Origin of the sequence: Rhodanobacter ginsenosidimutans (assembly GCF_042655685.1) — a bacterium.
GTDB classification, from domain to species: domain Bacteria; phylum Pseudomonadota; class Gammaproteobacteria; order Xanthomonadales; family Rhodanobacteraceae; genus Rhodanobacter; species Rhodanobacter ginsenosidimutans.
Genome location: NZ_JBHSMM010000001.1, coordinates 2,051,637 through 2,064,153, shown reverse-complemented (window position 1 = coordinate 2,064,153; position 12,517 = coordinate 2,051,637). Strand labels below are relative to the sequence as shown.

Sequence of the window (12,517 nt, the reverse complement as noted above, 5' to 3'; positions counted from 1 at the left end):
CCCGCGGTGAACGTGGTGGCTTGATGTGTGTGGTTCGAAAGCGTTGCCGCATCATGCGCAGCGCGCATGATGCGCAGTCACGGACAGCAGCTCATTGATCCGGATCAGTTGCGCCGACGCCACTCGCCTCAGGTCAATGCGCCGGCTTGGCGAGTTCGCCCTGCAACAGGATCAGCCGCGGCTTCAATGCGGATTTGGCGGGCTTGGCGGTGTTCTGGGCCATGTCTTGAGCGCCCTCATCCGCACCATCCTTTTTCACGAATTCGCCCAGCAGATCCAGCTCGAAGATGCCGGCCACGATGTCCGGGCGCTGGTCGTGGTTGACGTCGGCCAGCGCCAGCGAGACGACGCCGGCGGGCCGGCTGATGATGGCGTGCGGCGTGAAGTTCTGGGTGCCGTCGTTTTCAAACCACACCAGGCTCTGGCGTTGCGGGTCGTCCCAATAGTTGAGCCAGCTGCCGGCCACGACGTCCATGTCGCCATCGCCATCGAGATCGCCGGCATCGGCGATGGCGGTGCCGTAGAAGCGGCCGATGTCGCGGAATTCGAACGTGAGGTTGCCCTTGTTTTCCAGCCATTCCACGCCGTGATACGGCTTGGGATCGGGCTGGTAGTCGAGCGCGTCGCCATTGGTGAACAGGATGTCGGGGTCCTTGTCGCCATCCATGTCGATCACCTTCATGCTGGTCGATCCGAACATGGGGTGCGGCCCGCGGTACAGCGCGGTGTAGGCGAAACTGCCCTGCCCCTTGTTCATGAAGGCCACGACCGCCTCGTGCTGTTGCGCGATAAGGCTCACGAAGTCGATCTTGCCGTCGTTGTCCAGATCGACCGGGGAAAGGTTCAGCGCGCCGGTGACCTTCAGTATCCGGTGCGGCACGAACTTGCCGCCGCCGAGCTTGCCGTCACCAAGATTCTCCAACCACGCCAGTTCGCCCACGTCGCCGCCGCCGAAGATGGCCACGCCGATGTCGAGGTCGCCGTCGTTGTCGATGTCCATCGCGCGCGCATCGGTCACCCGGCCCACCTTGTCCAGCAACACCTGCTTCTCGAATTTCCCCGACGGCAGCTGTCGCAGCAGGACGACTTTTCCGGTCAGCGCCGGTGACGGCGGGAACGTGCCCAGGTCCGCCACGATGATGTCCTTGTATCCGTCGCCATCGATGTCCGCGACATCGGTATGCAAGGGAATGTCGATATCCGCGAGCGCGGTTTCGTGCCAGGCGCGCCCCTTTTTCTGCAAGAGCACCACCTTCTTGCCGGCGCCGTCGCAGATGATGAACCCGGGGGTCGTGTCGTCGTGCAGCGGCGTGGCATTGATGTTGAGGATCAGCGGCACCGCCGATTTTTCCCCCAGCTCCGTCATGCCGAATGTCAGCGGGCTGCCTTCGCGGGTGAAATAGGGAAGCCGCGGCAGGCTCGCCGGGCTGCTGCCCACATACAAGGCGGTGATGTCCCTGACCACGTCTGCGGGGATCGCTTCATGGCCGGCTTTTGAAGCGGCCATGTCCGCCATGCCTTGCACGACGCGCGGCCAGCCGCTCTTCGGCATGACGCTGGGGGACGGGACCTTGTGGCAGCCACTGCAGTAGCGATTCACCGATTCCAGCACCGACTGCACGGTTTTCGGTTGCGTGTCGGTCAGTAGCTGGGCATGCGCCAGTGGTGCGACGGCAAGCATTGCCAACGGCAACCACCTGGATATCAGCGGACGGTTCATTGTTGTTCGGACTCTTGTTTGCGTGTTGTTGTTTCGTAACTGCGAGTGCCTAGTAGCGCTCCCCTCTCCTGCCACCGCAGGTTGCTGCATCGGGTGGCTTCGCTCGTCGATCGCACCATCATGCTATCGGGTTAGCGGTCGGCAGAGCGTCACCCATGAAAGCGCATGCGGCAATCTGCAGCAGCGCGCCTGTCTGTCGACCAAGCCTGCGACAATTTCGCACAGCGACCGACTCGCGCAAGCTGACTTGAATCAAGAATGGTGGCAGGGCTTGCCACCAGCATGCGCGCATCACAGGGAGATGCGCGATGAGTACCACTCGAAAACTCTGGCTGGGCCTTGCGGCCTTGCTGATATCGTCTTTTGCCGTATTGCTGTGGGTTGGCGATGTGGTGCACCAGGAGGCGCCGCCGCTGCCGGCAGCGGTTGTCACCAGCGAAGGCCAAACGCTTTATACCCGCGCCGACCTGCAGGAAGGCCGTCAGGTGTGGCAAAGCATCGGCGGCCAGCAACTGGGTTCGATCTGGGGCCACGGCGCCCTGCTCGCGCCGGACTGGAGCGCCGACTGGCTGCATCGCGAAGCGATGGCGATGCTGGAGCTGCTGGCGCGCGACGAAGGCGCCGCCTCGTTCGCATCCCTCGATGCGGCACAACAGGCCGCATTGAAGGCGCGCATCCAGCCCGAGCTTCGACACAACACCTACGACGCGGCCACCGACACCATTACCGTGTCGCCGCTGCGCGCGCAGGCCATGGCCATCGTTGGCGCGCACTACATGAGCCTGTTCAGCAATGATCCGGCCACCGCCAAGCTGCGCGAAAACTATGCGATGCGCGACAACACCATCGCGGAGATGGAACACCGCCGCATGGTCACCGCGTTCTTCTGGTGGACCAGTTGGGCGGCCGCCGCCGAGCGTCCGGGCAGCACCATCAGCTATACGCAGAACTGGCCGTTCGACCCGGTGGTGGGCAACGTGGCCACGCCGACCAGCTTCATGTGGTCGATCTTCAGCGTGCTGTTCATGATCATGGGCATCGGCCTGCTGGCATGGCACCACGCGCGTCATGTCAGTGATGAACCACTGCCGGCGATTCCCGCGCGCGATCCGTTGGCCGATCTCAAGCCGACGCCGTCGATGAAGGCCACGGCGAAATATTTCTGGACCGTGCTGGCGTTGTTCCTGGCGCAGATCCTGCTGGGCGCCACCACGGCGCACTACCAGGTGGAAGGTCAGGAAGCCTACGGTTTCGCCCTGGCCAACTACCTGCCCTATTCATTGACACGCACCTGGCACACCGAGCTGGCGGTGTTGTGGATCGCCACCGCATGGCTGGCCACGGGCTTGTACATCGCGCCGATGATTTCCGGCTATGAGCCGAAATTCCAGCGCTTCGGGGTGAACTTCCTGTGGGTGTGCCTGCTGGTGATCGTGGTCGGTTCGTTCGCTGGCCAGTGGCTGGCGGTGATGGACAAGCTGGGCCTGGAACACAATTTCTGGTTCGGTCACCAGGGCTGGGAATACACCGACATCGGTCGCTTCTGGCAGATATTCCTGTTCATCGGCCTGCTGCTTTGGGTGTTCCTGGTGGGGCGCGCGTTGTGGCCGGTGATCCGCAGCAAGGGTGAGACCTCCTCGATCGTGGGCCTGCTGTTCCTTTCCACCGTGGCGATCGGCCTGCTCTACGGCGCCGGCCTGATGTGGGGTGAGCACACCCATATCGCGATGGTCGAATACTGGCGCTGGTGGGTGGTGCATCTGTGGGTGGAAGGCTTCTTCGAAGTGTTCGCCACCGCCGTGATCAGCTACCTGTTCCTGAAACTCGGCCTGATCCGTCCGCTTACCGCCACCGTCGGCGTGCTGTTCGCCACCATCGTGTTCATGGCCGGCGGCGTGCTGGGCACGCTGCACCACCTGTACTTCACCGGCACCACCACGGCGGTGATCGCGCTGGGTGCCAGCTTCTCGGTGCTGGAAGTGGTGCCGCTGGCGCTGATCGGGCTGGAGGCCTACGACACCTGGAAGAAGCAGCACGTGGCGCCGTGGATGGCACGCTACCGCTGGCCGATCATGTTCTTCGTGGCGGTGAGCTTCTGGAACCTGGTCGGTGCGGGCATGTTCGGTTTCCTGGTCAACACGCCGCTGGCGCTGTACTACATGCAAGGCCTCAACCTCACTGCCACGCACGGTCATACCGCGCTGTTCGGCGTGTACGGCATGCTCGGCCTGGGGCTGATGCTGTTCTGCCTGCGCGGCATCAAGCCGGCGGCGCAATGGCGCGAAGGCTGGCTGCGTGGTTCATTCTGGTGCCTCAACATCGGCCTCTCGCTGATGGCGCTGTTGACCCTGTTGCCGCTGGGTATCCTGCAACTGAAGGCGGTGCTGGAACACGGCTACTGGTTTGCCCGCTCGGCCGAGTTCATGGATCGCCCGCTGATCCACATGCTGGTGTGGATGCGCGTGCCGGGCGACACCTTGTTCGCGGTGGGCGCGGTGTTGATTGCGGTCTTCGTCGCCTCGCTATGGCTGCTGAAGGACCGCCGCCGGCCGATCGAACCGCTGTTGCAGAAGCGGCCCGTGCTGGTGGCGGTTGAACGCAAGGAGCTTGAGGAGGCGTGAGTTTCCCCGCCGTGTACCGTCGGCGCAGTCTCTTGCACCGCTGTACGGGTGCGAGGTTGTCCGGCGGCGCGGCGGTGATCGGTCCCGCTGCCAGGGAAGATGTCGAACAACGCCGTCATTCCAGCTTTCGCTGGAATGACGGACCGGACGAGGTTGTTCGAGCGCTTCCCGAGAGCGCGATCGGCCATCCCCAGACTCGGAGTATCCCTTTCCATGCTTGAGTTCTACCCCCAGATCAAGGCCGTACACATCCTCTGCGTCCTGCTCAGCGGCGCCTTGTTCGCGCTGCGCGGCACGCTGGTGCTGGCGGGCCGCAACGGTGCTGCGCAATGGGCGCCGGTGCGCTATCTCAGCTACAGCATCGACACCACTTTGCTCACTGCGGCGTTGATGCTGCTGACCATCCTGCCAGGCGCGCTGTTCGCCAATGGCTGGCTCACTACCAAGATGGTGTTGCTGGTGGTCTACGTGGTGCTGGGTACCCTGGCGCTGAAGCGCGCGAACAGCCAACGTGCGCGGACGGTCTGCTTCGTCCTGGCGCTTGCTACCTACATCTTCATGCTGGGCGTGGCGCGCATGCACCACCCGTTGGGTTGGTTGCATGGTTGACATGACGCGGAGCGTGCCGAGTTGAGCTTCCACGACCTGCGCGCATTTCTGGGGCGGCTTGAACGCGAGCGTCTGCTGCAGCGTGTGGACGCGCCGGTGAACCCGCACCTGGAATCCACCGCACTCTCATTGCGTGCCTTGCGCGAAGGCGGCCCTGCCCTGCTGATGACGCAACCGACAGGATCGAACCACGCCCTGCTCGGCAACCTGTTTGGCCATCGTCGACGGATCGAACTGGCACTGGCCGGGCGGCCGCTGGCCTCGCTGCGCGAATTGGGCCAGTTGCTCGCCGCGATCAAGGAGCCGCGCTGGCCATCCAGCCTGCGCCAGGCCTTGTCCACCTGGCCGGAGCTGGCGCAACTCGCCCATGTGGCACCGCGACGGGTTCGCGACGCCGCGTTCGAGGAGGAGACCTTGCGCGGTGCCGACATCGACCTCTCGCATCTGCCGATCCAGCATTGCTGGCCCGGCGACGCCGGCAAGCTGATCACCTTCGGTCTGGTGGTGACGCGCGGCACCGGGAAGCCGCGGCAGAACGTGGCGATCTACCGCCAGCAGGTGATCGGACCGAACCGGGTGATCATGCGCTGGCTGCCGCATCGCGGCGGCGCGCTGGATTACGCCGACTGGCGCGCCGCGCATCCGCAACAACCCTTCCCCGTGCTGGTGGCGATCGGTGCGGACCCGGCCACCCTGCTCGCTGCCGTGGCGCCGGTGCCCGATACCTTGTCCGAGTACGAATTCGCGGGACTGCTGCGCGGTCAACGCACCCAGGTATGGCATAGCGAATTGACGGGGCTCGACGCGCCGGCTGGCGCGGAGATCCTGCTGGAAGGTTTCATCCATCCAGACGACACCGCGCTGGAAGGCCCGTTCGGCGACCACACCGGCTACTACAACGCGCAGGATCATTTCCCGGTATTCACCATCGAACGCATGCGTTTGCGCCGCGATGCGATCTACCACGGCAGCTACATGGGCCGCGCGCCGCACGACGAACCGTCGGTGCTGGCGATGGCCTTGAACGATGTTTTCGTGCCGATCCTGCAGAAGGTGTTTCCCGAGATCGTCGACTTCTTCCTGCCGCCGGAAGCATGCTCGTACCGTATCGCCGTGGTCAGCATCCGCAAGCAGTACGCCGGCCATGCGCGACGCATCATGATGGGCGTGTGGTCGTACCTGCGCCAGTTCACCTACACCAAGTTCGTGATCGTGGTGGATGACGACATCGATGTGCGCGACTGGTCACAGGTGATCTGGGCGGTGTCGACGCGGGTGGACCCGGCGCGCGACGCGATGCTGGTGGAGAACACCCCCATCGACTATCTCGATTTCGCCAGCCCGGTGGCGGGGCTCGGCTCCAAGCTCGGCATTGACGCCACCAACAAATGGCCGTCTGAAACCACGCGCACCTGGAGCCGGCCGATCGTACCGGATGCCGCCGTGGAGGCGCGCGTGGATACGCTGTGGGCGGCATTGCAGGCGACTGTTCCGCCGCGCTGACGCAACGGCCTCACCGCTAGTCCTGCGTATCGGCCGCCGCCGGCTTGTCCCAGCCCGGGTCGTTGAAATAGCGCGGATAGCTGGAGAGCGCTTCGCGCATTTCCGTCACCGACTCGACGTTCTTCGGGTCGGCCTTCAGCGACTGGGCGGCGGCGAGCAAGGGCACCAGGATGCCGTGCAAGGCAGCGTCAGGCTCGGCGCTCAGTTTGCAATTGGCAAACATGAACATCACCGCCTGCTCCACCTCCGTCGCACGATCGACGGCCATCGAATCGCTCATGTGGCCCTTTTCATGGTGGCTCAGCTGGTCGACCGCAACGTGTGCCCGCCGGATGCCTTCGCGCAATGGCGCATCGGGTGTCCAGCGTTGCGCCGGCACCGGCACGGTGTCGTGTGCGGCGCCATGTGCAGCCGCGTGCGCAACATCGCCATGCGCGTGCTGCGGTGTTGCCTGTACCGAAACAGCGAGGCCCAGGCCACAGGCCAAGGCAAGAACCGACTTCACGAGTTTCATGTGGAGTACTCCGGCATGCGGCATGAATGCCGCGGATGAAATGATGCTAGTGCACCAGGCGCGGATGACGGCTGACCCACGTCAATGCCCTCGCCCCGTGGCGGCGCGCGTGTTCAGGAACCGCCGCTGGCATGCAGTGTGGCGCCGTTCCCGTCGCGCACGCTGACATCCACCGCGACACCATGCCGCACGCTTTCGGTTACCACGCAGAAGTTTTCGAACTGCTGCAACAGGCGCTCGATCTGCGCGTAGTCGGCAGCGGTGTCCGGCAATTCGATCACCACGTCGATGTGGGTTACGCGCAGGCGCTTCTGTTCGTTGCGGTCGAGCGTTGCCCGCGCGCGGGTCACGATGGTGCCAGGCGTGTTCTTGTACTTGCGCAGCGAGAACAGCAGGCTGGCACTGAGGCAGTTGGCGACCGCCGCCACCAGCATGCGCGACGGATTGGGGCCGCTGTCGTTGCCCAGGGGCGCCGACTCGTCGGTATGCAACGCCGGAATCGCGGTGTCGTCGAACTCGATCCGGAAAACGTAATCCGACTCCTGGGTCAGGGTCAGCGTGAATGCCTGGGTCTCGCTCATGCTCAAGCTCCTTCGGACGTGGATGTGCCGGACGCCGGGTGACGCTGCAACCATGCGTAATACAGCAGCGGAATGACCAGCAAGGTCAGCGCGGTGGACACCAGGATGCCGAAGATCAGCGACACCGCCAAGCCCTGGAAAATAGGATCATCGATGATGAAGAAGCCGCCGATCATCGCCGCCAGCCCGGTCAACACGATGGGCTTGGCGCGCACCGCGGCGGCATTGACCACCGCCTCGCACAGCGGCTGGCCTGCCGCCAGCGCATGGTTGATGAAGTCGATCAGCAGGATCGAGTTGCGCACGATGATGCCGGCCAGGGCGATCATGCCGATCATCGAGGTAGCCGTGTATTGCGCGCCGATCAGCGCGTGCCCGGGCATCACCCCGATCACGGTCAGCGGGATCGGTGCCATGATGATCAGCGGCACCATGTAACTCTTGAACTGGCCCACCACCAGCAGGTAGATCAACACCAGGCCGACCGCATAGGCCAGGCCCATGTCGCGGAAGGTCTCGTAGGTGATCTGCCATTCGCCGTCCCACTTGATCGCGGCGTGGGTGGTGTCGATGGGCTGGGCGATGAAATGCTGCTGCAGCAGTTGGTCGTCCAGACGCTCGTGGCCCAGTTCGCCCACCAGTGAAAACATGCCGTATAGGGGGCTGTCCGTGTTGCCGGCGTCGTCGCCGGTGACCGTGGCATAAGGCAGCAGGTCCTTGTGATAGATGGCCTGCTCGCGATGGGCCGGCTGCACGCTGACCACTTCGGACAACGGCACCAGCACACCGCTGGCCGCGCGTACGCGCAAGGCCAGCAACTGGCCCAGCGAGGCCTGGTCGCCCGCGCCCAGACGCAGGCGGATCGGCACCGCGTACTTCGCCTGGCCGTCCATCAGATACGTGGCGTCATCGCCGGACAACGCAGTGCGCAGCAGTTGCGCGATCGAGCCCTGATCCAGCCCCAGCCGCGTTGCACGCGCACGATCGACCACCACCACGTCGCGCGGCGCCTCCGCCTCCACGCTGGTGTCCACATCCACGATGTCCGTATCGGCCTTGAACCTGGTCTCCAGCTCGCGTGCCATGCGCCGCACGCCGGCGTAATCCGGGCCATAGATCTCGGCCACGATCGGCGCCATCACCGGCGGACCGGGCGGCACCTCGACCAGCTTCACCGACGCGCCATAGCGCGCGCCCACCGCGACCAGTGTCGGGCGCACGGCGAACGCAATGGCGTGGCTCTGGCGCGAGCGCTCATGCTTGTCGACCAGGTTCACCTGCAGGTCGCCCACGATCGGCCCGCTGCGCAGATAGTACTGGCGCACCAGGCCGTTGAAGGTGATCGGCGCGGCGGTGCCGGCGTAGCCCTGCCAGTCCTTCACCTCGGGCAAGGTCGCCACGGTCTGCGCCAGTTCGCCCAGCAGGCGGTTGGTGCGCTCCAGCGTGCTGCCCTCGGGCATGTCCACCACGATCTGAAACTCGGACTTGTTGTCGAACGGCAGCATCTTCAGCACCACCGCCTTGACCACCACCAGGCCGACCGCCGCCAGCACCAGCACACCCATCGCGGCAAACAGCAGATGCCGTCGGCGCGACGCCCGCTCACCATCGAGGAACGGCAGCATCACGCGATGGAACAACCGGTGCGTGCGGCCACCATCGCCGGCGTGGCTGGCGACGGCCGCGTCCCCGGCCTCGGCATGCCCGCGCAACAGCTTCAGCGCCAGCCACGGCGTCACGATCAGCGCCACCGCCAGCGACAGCACCATGCCGGCCGAGGCGTTGATCGGGATCGGCCGCATGTACGGCCCCATCAGGCCGGACACGAACGCCATCGGCAACAGCGCCGCGATCACCGTGAACGTGGCCAGGATGGTTGCCCCGCCCACTTCGCTCACCGCCTGCGGAATCGCCTCGCGCAGCGTGCGCCCGCCCAGGGCCATGTGCCGGTGGATGTTCTCCACCACCACGATGGCGTCGTCGACCAGGATGCCGATGGCGAAGATCAACGCGAACAGCGATACGCGATTGATGGTGAAGCCCATCGCCCACGAAGCGAACAAGGTCAGCGCCAGGGTGATGATCACGGCGCTGCCCACCACCAGCGCCTCGCGCCAACCCATCGCCAGCAGTACCAGCAACACCACCGACAGCGTGGCGAAGATCAGCTTCTGGATCAGCTTGTTGGCCTTGTCGGTGGCGGTCTGGCCGTAGTCGCGGGTCACCGTGACATGCATGCCGGCCGGAATCACCACGCCTTGCAACGTCTGCACCTGCGCCGCGATGGCGCGGGTGATGTCGGCGGCATTGCTGCCGGGTTTCTTGGCCACCGCAAGGGTCACCGCCGGCGCCTGGCCAGTTGCGGGCCCGGGCTTGCCCGCCGGTGCACCGAACCACGCATAGCTGGCCGGCAGGTCGGCACCTCGATGGACGCGGGCGACATCGGAGAGAAACACCGGCTGGCCGTTCTTCAGGCCGATCACCAGTTGCGATACATCCGCCGCGTCGGCGAGAAAACGCCCGGCCGTCAGCGGTGTGGCGCGGTCGCCGCTGATCCGGTCACCCGCCTCGGTGACCACGTTGGCGGCGCGCAGCACATTCGACAGGTCGCTCACCGCCATGCCGTGGGCCGCCAGCCTGGCCGCATCGAGCTGCACCACCACGGCGCGCTCGGGCGCGCCGATGGTGTAGACATCACGTGTGCCGGGTACGCGCTTGAATTCGGTCTCCAGCGTGTGCGCCACTTCGGCCAGTTGCAGCGGGCCATGGGCCGGGTTGTCGCTCCATAGCGTCAGCGTCATCACCGGCACGTCGTCGATGCCCATCGGCCGCACCAATGGCTGGCCTACGCCGAGGCCGGGCGGCACGAAATCCCGGTTCCGGAACACCTGGTTGTACAGCCGTACGATGGCCGCCTGCCGCGGCACGCCCACCTGGAACTCCACCGTCATCAGCGCCATGCCCGGCCGGCTCACCGAATAGACGTGCTTGACGCCCTCGATCTCCGACAGCTTCTGCTCCAGCGGATAGGCCACCAGATTCTCGACGTCGTGAACATCGGCGCCCGGAAACGGCACCATCACGTTGGCCATGGTCACGTCGATCTGCGGCTCTTCCTCGCGCGGGGTGATCATCACCGCCGCCAGCCCCAGCAGCAGCGCCGCGATCGCCAGGATCGGCGTCAGCGGAGATGCCTGAAACGCGCGCGCAATACGGCCGGAGAAGCCCAGTCGCGGTACGCTCATGGCGTGGTTTCCGCACGATGCGCGACCAGCCAGCGGGCGGCCGCGGCCGGGTCGGTGGCGATGCGCTCACCATCCTCCAACCCGGCCAGCACCTCGACCTTGTCACCGTAACGGTGACCGATGCGCAGCTGACGCAGCGCCACCTCGTGCTCACCCAGCACGTACACGCCCGGCAATTCCCCGCGTTGCACCAGTGCACTGGCCGGCAGCAGCAGGCGCCTGGCCTCGCCGCGGGCAAAGGCGACCCTCACCGTCATGCCCGGATACAGCCCGGTGGTGCCGGCCGGCAACAGCAGGCGCACATTGAAGGTGTGCGTCTGCGGATCGGCATACGGAAACACGCTGACGCTGCTGGCCTTGATGCGGTGTGCGTCCTCGCCATCGAGCAGCACCTGCGCCGCGCCATAGCGGCGGATCGCTTCGACGGCCGCCTGCGGCACCTGCACGTTGACGCGCAGCGCATCCAGCGATTGCAGCGCGATCAACGGCTGCGGCGATGGCGGCCCGGCCTGCACCGCTTCACCCACCTGCACGAAACGGCGGGTGATGATGCCGGCATACGGCGCGCGCACCACCGTATAGTCCAGCGCCTGCCCCACCTGGTCGCGTTGCGCCCGCGCCGCCGCCAGCGCCGCCTGCGCCGCGTCACGCTGGGCACGCTGCTGATCCATCTGCGCGCCGGACACGAAGCCCTTGGCGTAAACCGCCTTGATCCGGTCATACGAGGCCAGCGCTTCGCGGTACGCCGCCTCGGCCGACACCACCTGTGCTTCGGCGGCGCGACGCGAGGACTTCTGTTCCACGTCGGTGAAACGCACCAGCACATCGCCCTTGGACACCACGTCGTTGACGTCGTGGGGCAGTTCGAGCACGCGTGCATTCGTCTGCGCGGTGATGGTGGCCTGGTTCACCGCCTCCACCACGCCATCCCATACCTGCTCGTCATGCACCGATTGGGCGTGCACGACCATGCCGGCGAGCGCGGGTGGCTGGCCGGCATGCTCGGTCGCTGGCTGGCCTTTGCCGCAAGCGGTCAAGGCCACAACAGCTAGCGACATGACGACATGGCGCAGGAGGGGTTTCATCAGGACGGGCTCTTGCTTGGAGGAACGAGGGGAGGCAGGCCTGCGGATGGATCGCTCAGGACTTTTTGCGCAGCGGCAGCATCCGGCGCAGGGTGTCGTCCTGCACGAAGTAGTGGTGGTACAGCGCCGCCGCTGCATGCAGGCCGATGAGGTAGTAGCCCAGGGTGCCGATCGTGCCGTGGAGATCCTCGATGGATTCCGCCAGCGCCTTGTCCGGCCCGATCAGCGCGGGCAGCTCCAGCCCGAAAAACGGGATCGCCTTGCCCGCGGCACTCAGCGTGAGCCAGCCAAGTAGGGGCATCAGGATCAGAAACGCATACAAAGCGCCGTGCATCAGGTGCGCCAGGTGTCGCTGCCACGCCGCTATCTGCGGGTTCATCTGCGGCGACGGCGTGACGAAGCGCACCGCGAGGCGCAGGAACACCAGCGCAAACACCGTCAGGCCCAGCATGAAGTGCCAGGTCTTCAGGTCCGCGCGCAAGTCGCTGCCGCGTGGCGCCAGTTCGTGCAGGTTGATGCAGGCGTAGACGCCGATCAGCAGCGCCAGCATCAGCCAGTGCAGGCTGATCGACAGTGAACCGTAGCGGTGGGTGGTGTTGTTCCAGTTCATCGGCAGTCTCTCGGGCAAAGGGTTTCGGG

At 65.4% G+C, this 12,517-nt stretch carries 9 protein-coding genes; 3 read left to right on the top strand and 6 right to left on the bottom strand.

Annotation, left to right across the window (positions count from 1 at the left end; genetic code table 11):
- Positions 1 to 133: 133 nt before the first annotated feature.
- A complete protein-coding gene (locus ACFPK0_RS09125; RefSeq protein WP_377340308.1) occupies positions 134 to 1,681 on the bottom strand; it encodes an FG-GAP repeat domain-containing protein in 1,548 nt (515 codons plus the stop codon).
- 347 nt (positions 1,682 to 2,028) lie between these two features.
- Here ACFPK0_RS09125 and ACFPK0_RS09120 point away from each other — a divergent pair, with 347 nt between their 5' ends.
- From ACFPK0_RS09120 to ACFPK0_RS09110, 3 genes are all read left to right on the top strand, one after another.
- A complete protein-coding gene (locus ACFPK0_RS09120) occupies positions 2,029 to 4,341 on the top strand; it encodes a nitric-oxide reductase large subunit (protein WP_377339987.1) in 2,313 nt (770 codons plus the stop codon).
- 213 nt (positions 4,342 to 4,554) lie between these two features.
- A complete protein-coding gene (locus ACFPK0_RS09115) occupies positions 4,555 to 4,950 on the top strand; it encodes a SirB2 family protein (RefSeq protein WP_056078926.1) in 396 nt (131 codons plus the stop codon).
- A gap of 21 nt (positions 4,951 to 4,971) precedes the next feature.
- Positions 4,972 to 6,453, top strand: a complete 1,482-nt coding sequence (locus ACFPK0_RS09110) for a UbiD family decarboxylase (RefSeq protein WP_377339985.1) — start codon at positions 4,972 to 4,974, stop codon at positions 6,451 to 6,453.
- 16 nt (positions 6,454 to 6,469) lie between these two features.
- On the opposite strand, the gene ACFPK0_RS09105 is transcribed toward ACFPK0_RS09110, so the two are convergent.
- From ACFPK0_RS09105 to ACFPK0_RS09085, 5 genes are all read right to left on the bottom strand, one after another.
- The gene (locus ACFPK0_RS09105) at positions 6,470 to 6,967 is read right to left on the bottom strand and encodes a hypothetical protein (protein ID WP_056603538.1); all 498 of its coding nucleotides are present in this window, start codon (positions 6,965 to 6,967) and stop codon (positions 6,470 to 6,472) included.
- 113 nt (positions 6,968 to 7,080) lie between these two features.
- The gene (locus ACFPK0_RS09100) at positions 7,081 to 7,548 is read right to left on the bottom strand and encodes an OsmC family protein (protein WP_377339982.1); all 468 of its coding nucleotides are present in this window, start codon (positions 7,546 to 7,548) and stop codon (positions 7,081 to 7,083) included.
- A 2-nt stretch (positions 7,549 to 7,550) separates the two neighbouring features.
- Positions 7,551 to 10,793, bottom strand: a complete 3,243-nt coding sequence (locus ACFPK0_RS09095) for an efflux RND transporter permease subunit (protein WP_377339979.1) — start codon at positions 10,791 to 10,793, stop codon at positions 7,551 to 7,553.
- On the bottom strand, positions 10,790 to 11,878 hold the full coding sequence (locus ACFPK0_RS09090) for an efflux RND transporter periplasmic adaptor subunit (RefSeq protein WP_377339977.1): 1,089 nt from the start codon (positions 11,876 to 11,878) through the stop codon (positions 10,790 to 10,792). Before ACFPK0_RS09090 ends, ACFPK0_RS09095 begins: the two co-directional genes overlap by 4 nt.
- 55 nt (positions 11,879 to 11,933) lie before the next feature.
- Entirely contained in the window at positions 11,934 to 12,488 is a 555-nt protein-coding gene (locus ACFPK0_RS09085) for a cytochrome b (RefSeq protein ID WP_056603552.1), read from the bottom strand.
- Positions 12,489 to 12,517: the final 29 nt, after the last annotated feature.

Bases quoted from the DNA above. Each gene is read 5' to 3' on its own strand.
- ACFPK0_RS09125 (WP_377340308.1), bottom strand. From the start codon at position 1,681: ATGCTTGCCGTCGCACCACTGGCGCATGCCCAGCTACTGACCGACACG.
- ACFPK0_RS09120 (WP_377339987.1), top strand. From the start codon at position 2,029: ATGAGTACCACTCGAAAACTCTGGCTGGGCCTTGCGGCCTTGCTGATA.
- ACFPK0_RS09115 (WP_056078926.1), top strand. From the start codon at position 4,555: ATGCTTGAGTTCTACCCCCAGATCAAGGCCGTACACATCCTCTGCGTC.
- ACFPK0_RS09105 (WP_056603538.1), bottom strand. From the start codon at position 6,967: ATGAAACTCGTGAAGTCGGTTCTTGCCTTGGCCTGTGGCCTGGGCCTC.
- ACFPK0_RS09100 (WP_377339982.1), bottom strand. From the start codon at position 7,548: ATGAGCGAGACCCAGGCATTCACGCTGACCCTGACCCAGGAGTCGGAT.
- ACFPK0_RS09095 (WP_377339979.1), bottom strand. From the start codon at position 10,793: ATGAGCGTACCGCGACTGGGCTTCTCCGGCCGTATTGCGCGCGCGTTT.
- ACFPK0_RS09090 (WP_377339977.1), bottom strand. From the start codon at position 11,878: ATGAAACCCCTCCTGCGCCATGTCGTCATGTCGCTAGCTGTTGTGGCC.
- ACFPK0_RS09085 (WP_056603552.1), bottom strand. From the start codon at position 12,488: ATGAACTGGAACAACACCACCCACCGCTACGGTTCACTGTCGATCAGC.